This is a genomic window from Corynebacterium halotolerans YIM 70093 = DSM 44683, assembly GCF_000341345.1.
GTDB lineage: Bacteria > Actinomycetota > Actinomycetes > Mycobacteriales > Mycobacteriaceae > Corynebacterium > Corynebacterium halotolerans.
The window spans coordinates 313,455-331,943 of sequence record NC_020302.1; the positions used below are offsets into that span (position 1 = coordinate 313,455).

Consider the following 18,489-nt stretch of genomic DNA (forward strand, 5'->3'; position numbering starts at 1 on the left):
CCGCGCATCGGCCGTTGGGCGGACCTTGAGGCGGGATTCGTCATGTCGACGTCTGATGTCTGCCCTTGCGCCGCTTTACGACGTCGCTGTGGGCCAGGTTCTGCGGGAGGGCGGACGCTGAGGCCCGGGGCACCCGTCATCCGCGCCGGTGTCCGCCCTTGTGCTGATTCCCACCGCTGGATCGCCAAGGCCCCGGGAGGGGGCGTTCATCCTCCCGGGGCCGTCAGAGACCAGTTACACGGCCTGGGCGGGCTGCTGGCGGGTCCACACGCGGTGCTGGGACAGCAGGGTCGTCAGCTCACCGAGCACCTTCGGCAGCTTCTTCTCGGTGATCACGCCGTCGGCGGAGACGTCGACACCGGCCGCCTCGAGCGCAGACTGGGCCTCGGGGCGCAGCGCGATCGCCTTCTTGTGCCGGAAGGCCTCATCGACGATCACCCGGGCGGCCGGCACCGCGGGCAGGTCGGCGACGACGACGGCATCGAACTCCACTGACCGGGCGGTGAGATAGGTGCGCGAGACGTCCACATCCGAACCGGCGAGCTTGCCGCCGGTGGTGGAGACGACCAGCGGGACCATGCCGGCGTCGAAGATCGCGGAGACCAGCTCCTCGACCTCGTCCGCTGGGGAGTCGTCGGTGGTCAGGATGCCGATCTGACGACCGTCGGTGGGCCACTGCTTGCCGACCTGGGACACCGCCGGACTGGGCACGACGTCGGCGACCTCGACCGGGGTCGGGGCGGGCAGACCGAGATCAGCGGCGATGGCCTCGGCGAGGCCCTGGTCGACATTCGCCAGGGACTTCACCACGCGCTCCTTGACGGCCTGCTCGTAGCACTTGCCGACCTCGAAGCTGATGGCGTCCTTCAGGTGCTGCTGCTCCACGTCGGACAGGCTCAGGTAGAACATGCGCGGCTGGGAGTAGTGGTCGTCGAAGGATTCCGGCTTCTTCCGGGTGATCTCCCCGGCCTGAATCTTGGCCGGGATGTCGATCAGCGCGCCCTCATCCTCGTCGGCCGGGAACGGGTTGCCACCGTCCAGTGAGTTCGGCTGGTAGGGGGCCACGCCCTTGTGCACGGCGGTCTGGTGGTAGCCGTCGCGGAGCATACCGTTGACCGGGGCGTGCGGGCGGTTGATCGGGAGCTGGGCGAAGTTCGGCCCACCCAGGCGCGTGAGCTGGGTGTCCAGGTAGGAGAACAGGCGGCCCTGCAGCATCGGGTCCTCGGAGACGTCGATGCCCGGGACCAGGTGGCCGGGGTGGAAGGCCACCTGCTCGGTCTCGGCGAAGAAGTTGGAGGGGTTGCGGTTGAGGGTCATCGTGCCGACGATCTGGACCGGGGCGATCTCCTCGGGGATGATCTTCGTGTCGTCGAGCAGGTCGATGCCCTCGAACATCCGGTCCTCGGTGTCGGGGAAGACCTGCAGGCCCAGATCCCACTGCGGGTAGGCGCCGGCCTCGATGGCGTCGGCCAGGTCCCGGCGGTGGAAGTCGGGGTCCGCGCCGCCGGTGATCTGCGCCTCCTCCCACACCTGGGAGTGCACGCCGAGCTTCGGCTTCCAGTGGAACTTCACCAGGGACGTCTCGCCCTTGTCGTTGATCATGCGGAAGGTGTTGACGCCGAAGCCCTCCATCATGCGGTAGGAGCGCGGGATGCCGCGGTCAGACATGTTCCACAGGGTGTGGTGCGTGGCCTCGGTATGCAGGGAGATGAAATCCCAGAACGTGTCGTGTGCGCTCTGGGCCTGCGGGATCTCCCGGTCCGGGTGCCACTTGGCGGCGTGGATGACGTCCGGGAACTTGATGGCGTCCTGGATGAAGAACACCGGGATATTGTTGCCCACCAGATCCCACACGCCCTCGTCCGTGTAGAACTTGGTGGCGAAACCGCGGGTGTCGCGCGCGGTGTCCATCGAACCGCGGCTACCGAGCACCGTGGAGAAACGAACGAAGACCTCGGTCTCCTTGCCCTTCTTGAACACCCCGGCCTTGGAGACCGAGGAGGCCGCGCCGTTGGCGACGAACACGCCGTGGGCACCGGCGCCGCGGGCGTGCACGACGCGCTCCGGGATGCGCTCGTGGTCGAAGTGCATGATCTTCTCCCGCAGGTGATGGTCCTGCAGGAGGACCGGTCCGCGCTCGCCGGCACGCAGCGAGTGGTCCGTCTCGGAGAGACGGCCACCCTGGGCGGTGGTCAGGTACGCACCCTGCTGGGCCATGTCATCGGGCCGGGCGTCGAGGGGCTTGCCGGTCGGGGTGTGCGGTGCCGGACCGGTCTGGTCGGGCTTCGGCGGGGCCGGTTCCGTCGGGGTGGTCGGTTCCTCGACCGGCGGGGTGATGGAGTTCGGGGCCCCCGGAACAACGTGGGCGGAGTCCTGGGCCTTCTTGTCTGCGGATGAGGTCACGGTTCTCTCCTTCAGGCATTGGGGACCGCTGCCGGGAGGGCGCGGTGAGTGTTGTGCCCGGAGTGCACGGGCACTCGAACCCGAGCATAGGCATGTCAACCGTCACGTTTCAGAAGCTCCTGGCACTGGCCCGATCACAATACGGCTCAACGCGTGAGCGTGGTCCTCCTGCCGCTTTTCGACGCCACGGGGTGCCCGCGTCGGCGGTGGGGCGGACGTCGGCACGGGTTTCGGTCGCGGTAGACGCTTGCTGTCCGCCCTTGTGCTGCTTTTCGACGCCACCCCGTTCCCCTCCCACTGCGAATACGGTGTCGCGTGGGAATCCCCATGGTTTCCCGCCCGTCTCACGCGTACCTTCGGTCTCAAAGGGGTGAGTCCCACACCACAGCCCCCGGGGCGCACCGGCATCCTCCACCTGCGAGAATGACCGACCTTCCGTCCGGAAAGGAATCCACCCGTGAACACGCCGACCCCACCCGCCGCCATCCCGCCGGCCGTCGAGATCCTCCCTCCGGAACGCGACGACGGCATCCGAATCAACGCCTCCCAGCGCCGGGCACTGGTGGCCGAGCTGGAAAAACTCACCTCCGAGCAGTGGCAGATGCCCACCGAACGCTCTCACTGGACCATCCTCGAACTGGTCACCCACATCGTCGCGGCCGGGGAGAACCAGCGGCAGCCGTGGCGGATGGTCGGCGGCGCCCTGCTCGGCCCGCTACGGCGCCGGGGGAGGGCGGACGAAGACGCGATGAACGAGTCCGGCGTCGGCCGCCACCGGACCGCGGAGCCCCGGGAAGTGCTGGCGGACCTGCGCGAACAGTCGCAGAGGGCGGTCGAGCCGCGGTGGTTCCGGCCCATCCCGCTCCGGGACGGGAAGATGCCGGGTTATGCGGACGGTGCCTACCTGTCCGACGCGATCTACCCGCGGGACATCTGGCTGCACCGCCACGACATCGCGCGGACCGTCGGCACCGTTCCGGCGCCCGATCCCACCGACGCCGAGGTCGTCGTCCAGGTGGTGCGCGATCTGGGCCTGGCGTGGGCGGGCCCGGAGCTCGTGCTGGAACTCACCGGACACGAGGGCGGCGCGTGGGTGCTGAGCCCGGTGCTGGGATCCGAGGTCGCCGCGACCGGTGCCGGGCAGACGGTGCCTGATCTGCGGGTGGTGCTCCCGGCGGCGGAGTTCATGCGCCATCTCGCGGGCAGGACCACCGGGCCGGACCTGTTCGACGGCATCCCGGACGCCGCGCGTCAGGCACTGGAGGCGGCGCGGGTGGTCTTCTGAAACCCGGAAACGGCGAAACCCCCGGTGATTTCTCACCGGGGGTTTCGCCTGTGGCGGAGGATAGGGGATTTGAACCCCTGAGGGATTGCTCCCAACACGCGTTCCAGGCGTGCGACATAGGCCGCTAGTCGAATCCTCCGAGAAAGAACTTTAGCGAACGTGCCCCAATATAACCAAAACGCCAGGTCATCCTGCTGATTCTGGCGTTGAACCGGCATTGTCGTGAGCGTCACGGGCGGGGCGGCGAACCCGTGTTCCACGGGCTGTTGGCTCTCTGGGGGGTTGATGCACTAGAGTCATGGGCAGGACCCCGTGCGGCGTCCATCCCGTGAACTCCCCCAGGGCAGGAATGCAGCAAGGGTCAACGGGCTCTGGCGGGTGCGCGGGGTCCCCTTATTTTTGTGAGGGTCTACCATGGTGTGCAACATCTCGAGCACTCCCGATGCCCATGGAAGGCAGGCCCTGACGATGACGCTCCTTGATTTCGATTCCGAACGCCTCTCCGAGTTCGCGGCGCAGGTTCGCGCCGATTACGACGAGCTCAAGGCGAGGAACCTGAAGCTCAATCTCACGCGCGGCAAGCCCTCCTCCGAGCAGCTGGACCTCGCCGATGAGCTGCTGGAGCTGCCGGGTAGGGACGACCACCTCGACGCCGACGGCGCGGACGTGCGCAACTACGGCAACCTCAAGGGCATCCGCGATATCCGCCAGATCTGGGCGGAGCTGCTCGGCCTCGACGTCGAGCATGTCCTCGCCGGTGACTCCTCCTCGCTGAACATCATGTTCGACCTGATCTCCTGGTCATACGCCTTCGGCAACAACGACTCCGAGCGTCCCTGGAAGGACGAGGGGACGGTCAAGTGGATCTGCCCCGTCCCGGGTTACGACCGCCACTTCACCCTGACCGGACAGTTCGGCTTCGAGATGGTCACCGTGCCCATGCTCGAGGACGGCCCCGACTTGGACGCCGTCCGTGAGCTGGTGAAGGACCCACAGGTCAAGGGCATGTGGGCCGTGCCGGTCTTCGCCAACCCCACCGGCATCACCTTCTCGGAGGAGGTCGCCCGCGGCCTGGCCGGGATGGAGACCGCGGCCCCGGATTTCCGCATCGTGTGGGACAACGCCTACGTCGTGCATACCCTGACCAACGAGTTCCCGCCGGTCCACAACGTCATCAGGTTCGCCGAGGAAGCGGGGCACCCGAACCGCTTCTGGTACATGTCCTCGACCTCGAAGATCACCCACGCGGGTTCGGGCGTGAGCTTCTTCGCCTCATCGAAGGCCAACCTGGACTGGTACCTGTCGATCGCGGGGGTCCGTGGCATCGGCCCGAACAAGGTCAACCAGCTGGCGCACGCGAAGTACTTCGGTGACGCCGAGGGGGTGCGTGCCGTCATGCGCAAGCACGCCGGGGTGCTGGCCCCGAAGTTCAACCGGGTGCTCGAGATCCTGGACAGCCGCCTCGGCGGGTACGAGGTCGCCAGCTGGACCAGGCCGGAGGGCGGCTACTTCATCTCCCTCGACGTCATCGACGGCACCGCCTCCCGCGTCGTCGAGCTGGCCAAGGAGGCCGGCATCGCGCTGACCGGCGCCGGCTCCTCCTTCCCGCACAAGGACGACCCGAACAACCGCAACATCCGCCTCGCGCCGACGCTGCCGCCGGTGGACGAGCTGGAGGTCGCCATGGACGGTGTCGCCACCTGCGTGCTGCTCGCGGCCGTCGAGAAGCTGGGGGCCTGAGACCACTGAAGCTCGAGGAGACCGCCTACTGGATTGACCAGCTCATCCCCGGCGAGCTCACCTTCCGCCGGGTCGACGGGCTGCACGTCGCGCTCGCCGACGTCGGTGACGGCCAGCGACTGGCCTGCACCGCGGACTTCGCGGACGTCGACACCGGACTGGCCGACGCCGCGGGCACCGACGTCCGCAGCGAACTGCTCGCTGTCGCGCGCGTGGGCGGGGACGAGGCCACCGCCGTCATTGCCGCGGCCGCCCGGCTGCTTGCCGACGCCCGCGGCATCGTCCCCGCGCAACCCGGCACGATGTTGCCCGGGCTGGCGGAGCGCGCCGGGCTCGCCGGTCTCGGCGTCGCCCACGGTCTGCTCGTCGCCCCCTACCTGTGGGGCGGCGACGTGCCGCAGGTGACCGAGGAGGGCCGGCTGACGGTCATGCTGCAGCTGGTCATGCTCACCGGTGACGAGCACGCCTACGCCGTGGAGCACGGCGTCGCGGCGCTGCAGGGGAAACTGGGGGCCGAGCAGGTGGATCTGCTCGACTGGCGGCGCTGATTGACCCTCCGGGTAGGCTTTGATCCGTGGCTCTCTACCGGAAATATCGTCCCGCGACCTTCGCCGAGGTCGTCGGGCAGGAACAGGTGACCCGACCGCTGTCGGTGGCGTTGGACTCCGGACGGATCAACCACGCCTACCTCTTTTCCGGCCCCCGTGGCTGCGGCAAGACCTCCTCCGCCCGCATCCTCGCGCGCTCGCTGAACTGCATCGAGGGGCCGACCTCCACCCCGTGCGGCGTGTGCCCGTCGTGCGTGTCGCTGGCCCCCGGCGGGCCCGGCAACCTCGACGTCACGGAGCTCGACGCGGCCAGCCACCGCGGCGTCGACGACATGCGCGAGCTGCGCGACCGCGCCTACTTCGCCCCGGCCGAGTCCCGCTACCGCGTCTTCATCATCGACGAGGCGCACATGATCACCCGTGAGGGCTCGAACGCGCTGCTCAAGATCGTGGAGGAGCCGCCGGAGCACCTGATCTTCATCTTCGCGACGACCGAGCCGGAGAAGGTCATCGGCACGATCCGTTCCCGCACCCACCACTACCCGTTCCGCCTGCTCACCCCGCAGGCGATGCGCGGCCTGCTCGAGCGCACCGTCGCCTCCGAGAACGTGATGGTGGAGGACTCCGTCTACCCGCTGGCCATCCGCGCCGGCGGCGGCTCCCCGCGTGACACGCTGTCCATCCTCGATCAGCTGCTCGCCGGCGCCGGCCCCGACGGCCTGACCTACGACCTGGCGCTGCCGCTGCTGGGCGTCACGGACCTCTCGCTCATCGACGGCGCGATCGACGCGCTGGCCGACGGTGACCGCGCCGCCCTGTTCACCACCGTCGACGAGGTCATCGAGGCCGGTCACGAGCCCCGCCGCTTCGTCGAGGACCTCCTCGACCGGCTGCGTGACCTCATGGTCCTGCAGGCCGTGCCCGAGGCCCTCGACATGGGTCTGGTCGACGCCCCGACCGACCGCGCCGAGGTGCTGCGCGACGAGGCCACCAGGTTCACTGCCGCCCAGTTGGCGCACCTGGCCGCGACCGTCAACGAGCGCATCGCCGACATGCGCGGTGCGACCTCGCCACGCCTGCTGCTCGAGATCCTCTGCGCCCACCTCCTGCTGCCCGCCCAGCAGGTCGGCGGGGCGGGGGCCGTCGCGCAGGCCACCACCGCCCCGACACCCGCGGCGGCAGCCCCCACCCCGCCGCAGGGGGACACCGGCACCGACGCGGGCCCGGGCAGCGGCACCTCGGGTTCGCAGCGCGTCTTCGAGCGACGCTCGCAGCGCCTGGCCCGCGAGGCGGCGGAGAAGGCGGCGGCGGAGAAGGCGGCCGCCGAGAAGGCTGCGGCCGAGGACGCCGCTGCCGCGCAGGCGCCCGCCGGGCAGGTTCCCGCGGAGCCCGCGCCGACCGAGCGGCAACGCCCGGATCCGGCGGGCCCCGCACAGACCCCCGCCCAGGCTCCCGCGAGCTCGTCGGCTCCCGCACCTGCCCCGTCAGCGGAACCGGCGCAGCCCCGGCAGGATCCGGCGCAGACCGGGGCGCAGCAGTCCGCTCAGCCTGCGGAAACTCCCGCTCCGTCCACGCCCGAGAGCCCGGCGCCCGAGGCTTCCCGCGCCCCGGCACCGGCGCAGCAGCCGACCGCTCCGGCGGATTCCGACGAGGATCTCGTCAACCGGATCCGCTCCGAGTGGGCGCAGCTGCGTTCCGCGGTGGGACGGCGCAACAAGGTCGCCGAGATCATGCTCACCGAGGCCAAGGTGCTGGGGCTGCGCGACGACACACTCGTGCTCGGCCACAACACCGGGGCCCTCGCCGAACGGCTCAACGCCGGGACGAACAACAACGACATCGTCGCGGTGTTGGCCGAGGAACTCGAGCGCCCGCTCAAGGTCCACTGCGTGGTCGGCACCGATCCGGCCGCCGTCGGTTTCTCCGCTCCGGCGGCCCGGCAGGCCAGCTGGAATCCGCACCAGGACGCCAGCCCGCGGGAGAACCGCTCCGGCTCGTCCGGATCCCCGGGCTCCTCGGATTCCGCAGAGGAGTCCGAGAGGCCGGTTTCCACTGAGTCGTCTGCCCCGCCTGCCCCGCCGCAGTCCGTCCAGCCGCAACCGGAACAGCGACCGACGCCGCAGCAGCAGCAACAGTCCGGGCAGCCGGATCAGCGGCAGGAGTCTGCCCCGGTGTGGGGACGCCCCGCCCAGCTCGGCAGCCAGGCGCAGCCTCAACCGGCTGCTGCCCCGGAACAGCAGGCACCGGCACCGGCCTGGGGCCAGCCGGCCGCCCTCGGGGGCCGGGATGAGGGGTCGGGGACACCGGTCCCGCAGACCGCCTCGGAGCCCGCCTCCCACGAGCCGCAGGAGCGTCCGCGCAGTAACTGGGAGGCCGCCGCAGCCCGCGGCGAGGCCAAGCGGGCCGAGCGCGCGGCCCGTCCTGCCTTCGACAACGGCGTTCCACTGCCACCGGAGCCGGACGAGGACCCCGGTTTCGGCGCGGCCCCGCCACCGGACCCCTACGGCTACCCGGGTGAAACGGGCGCACCGCCGCAACCCGGACGGGCGTCGGCACCCGCTCCGCAGCAGGCGCCCGCCCAGCAGCAGCCTCGGCAGCCGCTGTCCGACCCCTCGTCACAGCAGCGGAACGAGGAGGAGGAGATGATGGCGGAGGCGGCACGCCAGCCGGGCAACTACGATCGTCGGGACGCGACCACAATCGCGGTGGAGCTGCTCGAGCAGGAGCTCGGCGCGCGGCGGTTGTGAGCCGGTAGACTGGCCGCGAAAAACGCCAACAACCCCGAAAGGCTCCCCATGTCCCAGCCGGATATGTCCCAGATCCTCGCCCAGGCCCAGGAGATGCAGGCCAAGCTGCAGGAGGCCCAGCAGGAGATCCTGGCCACCACCGTCACCGGCACCGCCGGCAACGGCCTGGTCACCGTCACCATGACCGGCGGCGGCGAGGTCACCGACGTCAAGATCGATCCGCAGGTCGTCGACCCCGAGGATGTCGAGACCCTGCAGGATCTGCTGACCGGCGCCTTCGGCGACGCCCACCAGAAGGCCGGCGACCTGGCCCAGGAGAAGATGGGTCCACTGTCCCAGGGCATGGGCGGCGGCGGCGACCCGCTCGGTGGCCTGCTCGGTTAGACCGGTCGACCCACCGCCGGGACGGACACCTCCGTCCCGGCGGTTTTCTGCTTTCCCGGGCGGATTCGCGGAACGCCGGACGCTTGGACGGGCCCGTTGTTAGGCTGTGGGCAGGGTTGGCCTGCCGCCTCCCTGGTTGCACCTGCGACAGGTCAGCATTCACCAGAGCAAAGCTGAGGTAGGAAACATGAGCAACTACACCGTCCCAGGACTGAGTGATGTCGACTCCAAGAAGCTGATCGATGAGCTCCAGGCCCGCCTGAACGACTACAACGATCTGCACCTGATTCTGAAGCACGCCCATTGGAACGTGGTGGGCCAGAACTTCATCGCCGTGCACGAGATGCTCGACCCGCAGGTGGACCTGGTCCGTGGCTACGCCGATGAGGTCGCCGAGCGCGTGTCCACCCTCGGCGGCGAGCCGCTGGGCACCCCCGACGCCCAGGCGAACGACCGCACCCCGTTGAAGTACGAGGTCAACAAGGGTGGCACCCAGGAGCACCTCGCGGCGATCGACAAGCTGTACGTGGACGTCGTCGAGCGGGTCCGGGAATCCCTCAGGGTCTCCGGCGAGCTCGACCCGGTCACCGAGGACATCTTCATCTCGCACGCCGCTGAGCTGGAGAAGTTCCAGTGGTTCGTCCGCGCCCATCTGGACACCGCCAACTAGGCACAGTCCCTCCCCGCAGCGCCGGCCCCGCACGACAGCGGGGTCGGCGCCGCGTGCTTCCGCGCAGGCGTTGCCACCGGCGTTGAGGCGCCCGGTGTCCGCTCGTGGGCTGCTTGTCGACGCTCGCCCGGCGCAGGGCCTGCGGTAGGGCGGACGTCGAGACGCGGATCGGTTGACGTCTGCGCTGATGTCCGCCCTTGTGCAGGGGTGGGCGTCGGCAACCGTGGTTCATGTGGGCCGGTGCGGGCGCGGGCGGGGTGGCCCGCCTATTCTGGTGGCAGGCTCGGCCGCAGACGGCGGCCGGCGACGACACGATCTGAAAAGGGTGGCCACGCGCACGTGTTTGAAGGACCCCTCCAGGACCTCATCGATGAGCTCTCCCGCCTGCCGGGCGTGGGCCCCAAGAGCGCACAGCGCATCGCCTTCCATCTGTTGAGCGTGGACCCCGAGGACGTCAACCGTCTCCAGGCCGCCCTCGGCGCGGTGCGCGACGGTGTGACCTTCTGTCGCATCTGCTCCAACATCTCCCGCGAGGCTGTCTGCCGCATCTGCGCCGACTCCGGTCGTGACCGGGGACTGATCTGCGTGGTCGAGGAGCCGAAGGACATCCAGGTCATCGAGCGCACCGGCGAGTTCAGCGGACGCTACCACGTCCTCGGCGGGGCGCTGGACCCATTGGCCAACGTCGGCCCGAAGAACCTCAACATCTCCTCGCTGCTGCAGCGCATCGGTGGGGTGCTGCCGGACCGGGAGCTGGCGGACTCCACGCCGGAGAACCCGCTGCACGACGAGATCCCGGAGATCCACGAGGTCATCCTCGCCACCGACCCGAACACGGAGGGGGAGGCGACGGCATCCTACCTCGCACGCCTGCTCAGGGACTTCCCGGACCTGACGGTTTCACGCCTGGCCTCGGGCATGCCGTTGGGCGGTGACCTCGAGTTCGTCGATGAACTGACCCTCTCCCGCGCACTGAGCGGACGGCTGCAGATATAGTTCTGTAACAAAAACTTATAGTTGTGGCGAAGCCCTTGTTGTGTTGTTAGTCTGGCGGTACCGCGACAGTGACGCATGGGGCGCATGAGAAAGGTGACACCCCCGCGGCGTGCGCCTCGTCGCTGATACGTGAATCGACCCAGTCGACTCCGCGGTCGGCCGAGAAGAGAGGTGCCATCATGACAAATTCCACTCCGTCCGGCACACGCACCGGGCGCACCCCAGTTCAGATCGCCGCACTCATCTACGGAATCGTTTTCCTGCTGGTCGGCATCGCCGGGTTCATCCCCGGGTTGACCCAGAATCTGGGTACCCTGCAGTTCGCCGGCCATGAGGGCGAGGCGATGCTGCTGGGTATCTTCCATGTCTCCATCCTCCACAACATCGTCCACCTGCTGTTCGGTGTCGCGGGCGTCGCCCTGGCACGCACACCGGCCAGCGCCCGCCATTACCTCCTGTGGGGCGGCATCATCTACCTGGGCCTGTGGATCTACGGCCTGATCATCGACTTCGACTCGGCGGCCAACTTCGTCCCGCTCAGCGACGCGAACAACTGGCTGCACCTGGGCCTCGGCGTGACCATGGTGGCCCTGTCCTTCCTGCCCCGCGGCACGCGCGACGCCCGCGATCCGGACGTCGCGCCGACCGGTACCGCCGCGAGGTAGGAAATCACCCGTTCCCGTTCAGAACCGACTGCCCGGCACCCGCTCGCGGGGCCGGGTACGGATCTGTGGACGGGCTTTCATCATGGCAGACCGCTGTGACCATGATTACACTCGCTGATGAAGTCTCCGCCGATGCGCGGATCCGTTGATGAGCAAGGAGAACACACCATGACCCAGACCAATAACCCCACCGAGAGCTCGGACGTCACCGTCATCCTCACGGAGGATCACAAGCTGATGCTCGAGCTGCTCGCCGAGGTCCACACCACGACCGACGCCGAGCGGCGCCGCGACCTGGTGGATACTGCGACCGCAGAGGTCATGCGTCATTCGGTGGCCGAGGAGATGCACGTCTACCCCGCCATGGAGGAGCACCTCCCCAACGGCACCGAGGAGGTGCAGCACGACAAGCAGGAGCACGACGAGCTGGTCCAGGTGATGAAGAAGCTGGAGGACGTCGACGCCTCCGGGCAGGAGTTCATCGACCTGGTCCGCGAATTCGAGAAGCAGCTGGAGCACCACGCCAACGACGAGGAGTCCGAGCAGTTCCCGAAGTTGCGTACGCACGTGCCCCAGGAAAAGCTTGCCGAGCTGGGGGAGAAGGTGGAGACGGCCAAGAAGATGGCGCCCACCCGCCCGCACCCCAACGCCCCGCACTCGGAGCTCTTCCACAAGACCGTCGGGCCCGGAGTGGGCATGGTCGACCGGCTCCGCGACAAGCTGATGGGCCGCACGACCGAGTAGGAATCACCGGCGCAGCCCGACACCGGATATGAAGCACCCCGCCCCACCGTGCACGATGACGGTCGGGGGCGGGGTGCTTGCCGACGCCGACCGGGATCAGTTCCACGTGGAACTTCTGTTCCCGTCCCGTCAGCCGGCGGCGGGCGTCAGGTAGACCGGGATCTCCGGGACGGGGACGACCGCCACGTCGTGGACCTTCCAGTCCACGTCGTGGAGGGTCTCACGCAGGTCGTGGAGCTGCTCCACGGTGGGATCCTGGCCCGGCTTCGGCACCACGAACATCTCCACGTGGAAGACATGGCCCTGGTCGCGCACGCGGGCGTCGGCCTCGGCGACCCATGGCATGGCGCGCGTGATGTCCTCGATTTCGTCGATGAGCGGGTGCTCCTTTTCGTCGAAGGTCATCGCGCGGGTGTCCGTCAGGTCCTCGACGGCGGCGATGAGGTTCCGCACACCATCGGCGATGATCGACACCGCGACCACGATCGCGGCCACCGCGTCCATCCACCACAGACCGATACCGATGCCGAGCACACCGATGATGGTGGCCAGCGCGGTGGACCAGTCCGCCTTGTTCATGTCGGCGTCGGCGTAGAGCACCTTGTCGTGCAGGGGCTCGGCCAGTTTCATCTTCATGCGGCCGAGGATCACCGGCGGAATGCCGGAGGCCGCCATGACGATGACCATCAGCCAGCCCGCCCAGATCTCCTGGCCGAACAGCACGGTCAGCCCGACCGGCGGCTTCTCCACGTTCACCAGGCTCATCACGGAGTTGAAGATCAGGAAACCACCCATGATCAACAGGGCCGTCGCCGCCACCAGGTGGGCGACGCCGATGGAGCGGTGGTGCCCGTACGGGTGCCTCATATTCGGGCCGATCCGGATGACCCGGGTGGCGATCAGGAAGGCGATCGGCGGCAGGAAGGACAGCATGTCCTCCAGCCACGCGGCGCGCATCGCCTGGGACTGTCCCGCCACCAGTCCGACGAGGGCGACCGTGACCGCCAGGACGCCGATGGTGATCCACTCGAGCCGGATCGCCTTCCTCAGCGCCTCCCGCTGTTCCTCCGGCAGGGCGTCATGCCCGGAGCCGGTGCTCGCCTCCTCCACCTGTGCCATCAGATCTCACCGTGTTCCTGCGCGAGGAAACGCTCCAGGGCGACCATGAGCTCGTTCTCCCCCAGGGGAACGCCCATGACCATGTTCTCCGTCTGTCCACCCTCGCTGTCCACGGAGGCGTAGGAGCGGGTCAGGGCCATGTGGCTCGACCACGGGGAGGAGGTGGTCAGGCCGCCGATGACGATGTCGAGCTCGCTCTCCTGGATCTCGCCGGCGAGGACGCTCTCGGCGCCGGGGCGCCACTCGATCTCGGCGTTGATGCTCTCGGCGAAGCCCTTGATCAGGTCGGCCTCCGAGCCGGTGACCTCTCCGGTGTCCGCGTCGACGACCGTCCACGGCGGATGCTCGGACACCCCCACGACCAGGGTGCCGTCCGTGGCACGGCCCAGGGTGCCCTCGGCGTCGGCCGGGATCACCCCGCAGCCGGTGAAAAGCAGGGCGCACAGGGAAAGCGCGGCCACGAGGCGGCGCACGGGGATGTCGGGCATCGTCGTCCTTCCTCCGTTCATGGGGAGGGGCCCGGGGAGGCCGTGGGCGATGCGTTTTCGTCGGCGACCTCCGGTGCTGCGTCGGTTGGCGCCCGACGCATAAGGCCCCTCGAATGGGTGAGGTCGAGCGTACTCCAGAACGCCTGACTCCGCCCGCCCACGCCCGTGTCTACCGCAGGCGCTCCAGGCGCAGCCGGTCGACGACCGCGATCTCCAGCGGCTCCAGCTCGTCGAGCGCCACATCCATCGCCTTCGCCAGCAGCAGGTCGGCCAGCTGCGGGTTGCGGGCCAGGACGGGCCCGTGCATATAGGTGGCGATCACGTTGCCCTGCACCGCCCCCTCGGCGCTGCGCTGGCGCGGACCGTCGGACAGGTCGGCGGCCGCCGCGACATCACAGTTGCCGATGCCGCGCGAGACCCGGCCGAGCGGCTCGGCGCCCGGTCCGAGCACGGTGGCGCCCAGGTGGTTCTCGAAGCCGGTGAGCGGTTCGGTCAGCTCGGCGGTGATGCCGACGCTCGTCGGCGCGGAGACGACCTCGCCGATGGCGCGCTGCTGGAGTCCGGAGGTGCTGGCGTCGAGCAGGCCGACGCCGTCGACGACGCGGTTGCCCGCGCGGAAGGACTCGCCGAGGACCTGCAGGCCCGCGCAGATGGCCAGCACCGGTCGGCCGGCCTCGGCGGCGCGGCTCAGCCCGCCGTCGGCGATGAGGTGCTCGGCGGCCAGCATCTGGGCGGTGTCCTCGCCGCCACCCAGCGTGTACACGTCCAGGCCGCTCGGCACCGGTTCCCCGAGCTTGACCGTCAGGATGTCGGCGTCGATGCCCCGCATGCGGGCGCGCTGGCGCAGCACCAGGGCATTGCCGTCGTCACCGTAGGTGCCCAGCACGTCGGGCAGGATCAGTCCGATGGTCAGCTGCTCAGCCACGGTCGTTGTCCTCCTTGTCGTCCCTCCGGGCGATTTCCCGGTTCAGGGCCTTCTTCAGATCCCGGAAGGCGGTGTAGTTGGCGAGCACCTCGATGCGCCCGGGCGGGCAGGCCTGCACGGCGGCCAGCGCGTCAGGGGTGAGCTCGTGGTCGATCTCCGCGTAGGTCAGGCGCACCGCGAGATCGGTGCCGCGTTCCCCGGCGGCCTTGACGGACAGGTCCTCGAAGTCCTCGAAGCGCACGTCCCACAGCCAGGACAGGTCCTCGCCGTCGGCGACCTGCCCGTTGACCGCGATGACCAGCCCGTCCGCCGAGCGGTCGACCATCGACAGCGCCTCCTGCCAGCCGGCCGGGTTCTTCGCCAGCAACAGGTGCACCTCCCGGTCACCGAGCTTCACGGTGGAGTAGCGGCCGGCGACATTGTCGACGCCCTCGGTGGCCGCCACGGCGTCGCCGAGCGGGACGTCGAACCCCTCGACGGCCGCGGCGATCGCCTGCGTGGCGTTGCCGCGGTTGGCCCGCCCGGGCAGCTGGAGAATGAAGTCGGCTTCGCCGGCGGGACCGGCCAGACCGGTGTCGGAGACGGTCCAGGAGGGCGTCGGGCGGCGGAACTCGCGGCCGTCGGGAAGCTGCCTGACGGCCCACCAGTCGTCGCCGTCGCGCACGACGTGCCCGCCGGTGCGCGGGCAGGACACGGAGTCGCCGGTCCAGCCGGCGCCCGCGGCGACCCACACGACGTTGGGTGCGTCGAAGGCCACCGACGTCATCAGCACGTCGTCGCAGTTGGCGATGACCAGCATGTCCGGGTGCGCGGCGACGGTCGCGCGCAGGGCACGTTCGATCTTGTTGATCTCGCCGACCCGGTCCAGCTGGTCGCGTGTGAGGTTGAGCAGGACCAGGGCCTGCGGGTTGAGACGGTCGGCGACGGAGGGCACGTGCAGCTCGTCGACCTCCAGGACGACATGGGAGGCGTCGCGGCCGGCCAGCAGCGCGGAGATGATGCCGGCGTCCATGTTGTCGCCGCCGTCGTTGGTGGCCACGCTGTACCTGCGCCGCAGCGCGGCGGCCAGCATGCGGGTGGTGGTGGACTTGCCGTTGGTGCCGGTGACCAGGACCGCGGGGCGTTCGCCCGACAGCTGCTCCATGATGGTCGGGTCGATGGCGTTGGCGACCAGACCGCCGATCATGCCGCCCGCACCCCGCCCGGACAACCGGGAGGCGGTGGTGGCCAGCTTCGCTGCGGTTTTCGCCGCGGTCCTGCGCAGTCGGCGCAGGGGGCCGGATAGTTCGGGACTCATGGCATTCCACAGTAGTCGCTGCACCGGGGGATCGACCGCATCGCGAGGTCAGGGCCGGTGAGTGGTGGGGCAACGGTTTCCCCGTCCCGGGGTTGTCCTCTCGTGCAGGACTCCTGCCGGAAGGGCGGGCAGGTGCGCGCCGGCCGGGGAGAGGACCGTGCGCTTCCCGGCCCCTGTTGGATCACAGAGGTATGAGTCCCTCGGCTCACGCCCACCCCTACACTCAACCGCGAAGAGCAGGTAATCTCACCGCCATGAGGCTGTTCTCCCGATGGCTGGGCCGGCTGCGCGGCAGCCTGATCTACACGTTCTCGGGTGACCACAACCAAGAGGTGCCCGCCTGGCAGCTGGAGCTGGCCGACGGCGACGACCCCGGTTACTTCGGCCCCGACTCGGCGGTGTGGGCCGTGCACGGGGGCATGTCCACCATCCCCGCCGGCATCCGGGCGCTGCTGATCCAGGCCCTGCACCCCGGCGCGCTGGCCGGGGTGGCCGAGCACTCGGACTACCGGGCAGATCCGTTCGCCCGGTTGGCCGGCACCATCCGGTGGATCTTCACCGTGACCTACGGTTCCCGGGGCCAGGCGCGACAGGCCTGCGAGTACGTGCGCCGGGTCCACGTCCCCGTCCAGGGCACCTACACCGCCGCGGACGGGACCACGCGGCGGTACGCCGCCAACGACCCGGTCCTGGCCGAGTGGGTGCACCTGGCGTTCACGGACGCCTTCCTCACCGCCTACGAGAACTTCGTCGGCCCGGTGCCCGCCCCGCCCGGCACTCCCCGGGGGTGCTCCGGGGCGGACGCCTACGTGGCCGAGTGGGCGGTGGCCGGGGAGCTGATGGGGGTTGTCGACCCGCCGCGATCCCGCGCGGCACTGAAGCGGCGGATGGCCGAGTTCGACGACGACCCCGACCGGCAGTTGACCGGTGGGCCGCGCGTGGAAGAGGTCATCAGCTTTCTCAGGGAGCCGCCGCTGGAGCCCAATCTGAAACCGGGTTACCGCGCCCTGTTCGTCGCCGTCGTCGACTCACTGCCGCCCCGCTACCGCGAGCTGACCGGGCTGCGCGGCAGCGGCGTTCCGCGGGTGACCCGGCTGGGCGGGAAGGCCACCCTGGCCCTGATCGGCCGGGTGCTGGGTCGGCGTGGACCCGCCGAACTGGCCGCCCGACGCCGACTCACCCGCCTGGGTGTGCTGCCCGCGGAGCAGCCGGACGAGCGCTGAAGGACGGCACCGGTGTCGCCCGTCATGGCGCGCCGGGAGCACTGTTTCTGCAGCGGTTGAGCGCCCGGCGGCTAGCTGTCGTTCTTGTCGTTCTCCTCACCGAGCACCTGCGGCCGGTGCTCGGCGTAGAACTCGGCCTCCGACGGCTCGGGGCGGTCCTGGCCCGTCATCAACCGGTGCCACAGCGGGTAGTAGGCCGGCAGCTGGGAGGCGGCGGTGATGCGGTCCCGGGCCTCCCGGGGCAGGGTGAGCCCGGCGGCGGCCAGGTCATCCTGCAGATGCTCGAACCGCCGTGCGGCGATCACGGTTCCGTCCACGCCCGGCCGATCCAGGATCCAGGAGATGACCACCTGCGGGATGGACCAGCCGAGGTCCCGGGCGATCTCGTCGAACAGCTCGATCAGGTCGTAGGCCCGGTCCCGGTCCGTCACGTGCGGCTCCGGCCAGCCCGTGCCCTGGCGGGTGTCGGGTGGGGTCGGTTGTCCCCGACGGACCTTGCCGTTGAGCAGGCCTTCCCCCAGGGGGCTCCACCCGAAGGTCGCCACGCCCAGGTCCCGGGCGGCGGGGATGATCTCGTACTCGATCTCGCGGGCTTCCGGCGTGTAGTACACCTGTTGGGCGACCGGGCCCTCCAGCCCCGCCAGCTTCGCCTCATACACGGTCTTGGCCAGCTGCCATCCGTTGAAGTTCGACACGCCCCAGTAGCGGATCTTGCCGGCCCTGATCAGTTCATTGGCGGTGGCGATGGTCTCGGTGATCGGCGTCTGCCCGTCCCACTGGTGGATGTAGAGCAGGTCGAGGTGGTCGGTCCGCAGCCGGGAGAGGCTGTCCTCGACCGCCCGGGTCAGATGGTAGCGGCTGGCGCCGGAATCGTTGGGGCCTTCGCCCACCGGACTGCGCGCCTTGGAGGTCAGGATGATCTCGTCGCGGGTGCGGCCGAGGACCTCACCGAGGACCCGCTCGGCGTCCCCACCCGTGTAGATGTTGGCGGTGTCGATGAAGTTGACGCCGTGGTCGAGGGCCTCGTCGATCTGGCGCCGGGCATCCTTTCTGCTGACGCCCGCGATCTTCTCGAAGCCGCCGCCGGAACCGAAGGGGATGGTGCCCAGGGCCAGACGGGAGACGTAGAGCCCGGAACCACCGAGTCGGGTGTACTCCATGTGCCGTTTCCTTTCCTCGTCGTCGAGCCCCGGCCCGCTCCGGGGGTGCCGTCCGGGGCCGGGGTGCGCAGGTGTCTCACGGTCAGCCGTGGAGC

The 18,489-nt window shown here is 69.5% G+C and carries 16 protein-coding genes, 1 tRNA gene and 1 other RNA gene; 11 read left to right on the top strand and 7 right to left on the bottom strand.

Translation table 11 applies throughout. From position 1 onward, the window contains the following. Positions 1-234 precede the first annotated feature (234 nt). Positions 235-2,403, bottom strand: coding sequence for a catalase (locus A605_RS01470; protein ID WP_015399729.1), 2,169 nt, complete (start codon positions 2,401-2,403; stop codon positions 235-237). Positions 2,404-2,860: 457 nt separating this feature from the next. Here A605_RS01470 and A605_RS14710 point away from each other — a divergent pair, with 457 nt between their 5' ends. Next, positions 2,861-3,688, top strand: coding sequence for a maleylpyruvate isomerase N-terminal domain-containing protein (locus A605_RS14710; protein ID WP_015399730.1), 828 nt, complete (start codon positions 2,861-2,863; stop codon positions 3,686-3,688). Positions 3,689-3,739: 51 nt separating this feature from the next. Here A605_RS14710 and A605_RS01480 read toward each other — a convergent pair. After that, a tRNA-Ser gene (locus tag A605_RS01480) sits at positions 3,740-3,827 on the bottom strand. A 162-nt stretch (positions 3,828-3,989) separates the two neighbouring features. Here A605_RS01480 and ffs point away from each other — a divergent pair. The 9 genes from ffs (at position 3,990) to A605_RS01520 (ending at position 12,182) form a co-directional block, all read left to right on the top strand. Beyond that, an RNA gene (gene ffs / locus A605_RS14925) (signal recognition particle sRNA small type) lies at positions 3,990-4,086 on the top strand. A 70-nt stretch (positions 4,087-4,156) separates the two neighbouring features. Further along, complete coding sequence (locus tag A605_RS01485) at positions 4,157-5,428, top strand: aspartate aminotransferase type Ic (protein WP_015399731.1); 1,272 nt, start codon at positions 4,157-4,159, stop codon at positions 5,426-5,428. Between the two features lie 212 nt (positions 5,429-5,640). Next, positions 5,641-5,976, top strand: coding sequence for a suppressor of fused domain protein (locus tag A605_RS15755; protein ID WP_015399732.1), 336 nt, complete (start codon positions 5,641-5,643; stop codon positions 5,974-5,976). A gap of 26 nt (positions 5,977-6,002) precedes the next feature. Beyond that, positions 6,003-8,723, top strand: a complete 2,721-nt coding sequence (locus A605_RS01495; protein ID WP_027004198.1) for a DNA polymerase III subunit gamma and tau — start codon at positions 6,003-6,005, stop codon at positions 8,721-8,723. Positions 8,724-8,771: 48 nt separating this feature from the next. Further along, positions 8,772-9,107 (top strand): YbaB/EbfC family nucleoid-associated protein, encoded by a 336-nt coding sequence (locus tag A605_RS01500; RefSeq protein ID WP_015399734.1) that lies wholly within the window; start codon positions 8,772-8,774, stop codon positions 9,105-9,107. Between the two features lie 187 nt (positions 9,108-9,294). After that, positions 9,295-9,777 (top strand): DNA starvation/stationary phase protection protein Dps, encoded by a 483-nt coding sequence (gene dps / locus A605_RS01505; RefSeq protein ID WP_015399735.1) that lies wholly within the window; start codon positions 9,295-9,297, stop codon positions 9,775-9,777. 339 nt (positions 9,778-10,116) lie between these two features. Beyond that, entirely contained in the window at positions 10,117-10,773 is a 657-nt protein-coding gene (locus tag A605_RS01510) for a recombination mediator RecR (RefSeq protein WP_015399736.1), read from the top strand. 179 nt (positions 10,774-10,952) lie between these two features. After that, on the top strand, positions 10,953-11,438 hold the full coding sequence (locus tag A605_RS01515) for a DUF4383 domain-containing protein (RefSeq protein ID WP_015399737.1): 486 nt from the start codon (positions 10,953-10,955) through the stop codon (positions 11,436-11,438). Between the two features lie 168 nt (positions 11,439-11,606). Further along, on the top strand, positions 11,607-12,182 hold the full coding sequence (locus A605_RS01520; RefSeq protein WP_015399738.1) for a hemerythrin domain-containing protein: 576 nt from the start codon (positions 11,607-11,609) through the stop codon (positions 12,180-12,182). Positions 12,183-12,311: 129 nt separating this feature from the next. On the opposite strand, the gene A605_RS01525 is transcribed toward A605_RS01520, so the two are convergent. The 4 genes from A605_RS01525 to A605_RS01540 all read right to left on the bottom strand — a co-directional run bounded on the left by A605_RS01525 (position 12,312) and on the right by A605_RS01540 (position 16,011). Beyond that, complete coding sequence (locus tag A605_RS01525) at positions 12,312-13,301, bottom strand: cation efflux transmembrane domain-containing protein (RefSeq protein WP_015399739.1); 990 nt, start codon at positions 13,299-13,301, stop codon at positions 12,312-12,314. Further along, positions 13,301-13,789 (bottom strand): transporter substrate-binding domain-containing protein, encoded by a 489-nt coding sequence (locus A605_RS01530; protein ID WP_015399740.1) that lies wholly within the window; start codon positions 13,787-13,789, stop codon positions 13,301-13,303. The genes A605_RS01525 and A605_RS01530 overlap by 1 nt, the downstream gene beginning before the upstream one ends. Positions 13,790-13,958: 169 nt before the next feature. Then, a complete protein-coding gene (locus A605_RS01535; protein ID WP_015399741.1) occupies positions 13,959-14,714 on the bottom strand; it encodes a type 1 glutamine amidotransferase in 756 nt (251 codons plus the stop codon). Beyond that, positions 14,707-16,011, bottom strand: coding sequence for a Mur ligase family protein (locus A605_RS01540; protein WP_027004200.1), 1,305 nt, complete (start codon positions 16,009-16,011; stop codon positions 14,707-14,709). The genes A605_RS01535 and A605_RS01540 overlap by 8 nt, the downstream gene beginning before the upstream one ends. A gap of 254 nt (positions 16,012-16,265) precedes the next feature. Here A605_RS01540 and A605_RS01545 point away from each other — a divergent pair, with 254 nt between their 5' ends. Continuing rightward, a complete protein-coding gene (locus A605_RS01545) occupies positions 16,266-17,234 on the top strand; it encodes an oxygenase MpaB family protein (protein ID WP_015399743.1) in 969 nt (322 codons plus the stop codon). 71 nt (positions 17,235-17,305) lie between these two features. On the opposite strand, the gene A605_RS01550 is transcribed toward A605_RS01545, so the two are convergent. Next, complete coding sequence (locus tag A605_RS01550) at positions 17,306-18,394, bottom strand: aldo/keto reductase (RefSeq protein WP_015399744.1); 1,089 nt, start codon at positions 18,392-18,394, stop codon at positions 17,306-17,308. Between the last annotated feature and the right edge of the window lie 95 nt (positions 18,395-18,489).

Bases quoted from the DNA above. Each gene is read 5' to 3' on its own strand.
- A605_RS01485 (WP_015399731.1), top strand. From the start codon at position 4,157: ATGACGCTCCTTGATTTCGATTCCGAACGCCTCTCCGAGTTCGCGGCG.
- A605_RS01500 (WP_015399734.1), top strand. From the start codon at position 8,772: ATGTCCCAGCCGGATATGTCCCAGATCCTCGCCCAGGCCCAGGAGATG.
- dps (WP_015399735.1), top strand. From the start codon at position 9,295: ATGAGCAACTACACCGTCCCAGGACTGAGTGATGTCGACTCCAAGAAG.
- A605_RS01515 (WP_015399737.1), top strand. From the start codon at position 10,953: ATGACAAATTCCACTCCGTCCGGCACACGCACCGGGCGCACCCCAGTT.
- A605_RS01520 (WP_015399738.1), top strand. From the start codon at position 11,607: ATGACCCAGACCAATAACCCCACCGAGAGCTCGGACGTCACCGTCATC.
- A605_RS01525 (WP_015399739.1), bottom strand. From the start codon at position 13,301: ATGGCACAGGTGGAGGAGGCGAGCACCGGCTCCGGGCATGACGCCCTG.
- A605_RS01530 (WP_015399740.1), bottom strand. From the start codon at position 13,789: ATGCCCGACATCCCCGTGCGCCGCCTCGTGGCCGCGCTTTCCCTGTGC.
- A605_RS01540 (WP_027004200.1), bottom strand. From the start codon at position 16,011: ATGAGTCCCGAACTATCCGGCCCCCTGCGCCGACTGCGCAGGACCGCG.
- A605_RS01545 (WP_015399743.1), top strand. From the start codon at position 16,266: ATGAGGCTGTTCTCCCGATGGCTGGGCCGGCTGCGCGGCAGCCTGATC.
- A605_RS01550 (WP_015399744.1), bottom strand. From the start codon at position 18,394: ATGGAGTACACCCGACTCGGTGGTTCCGGGCTCTACGTCTCCCGTCTG.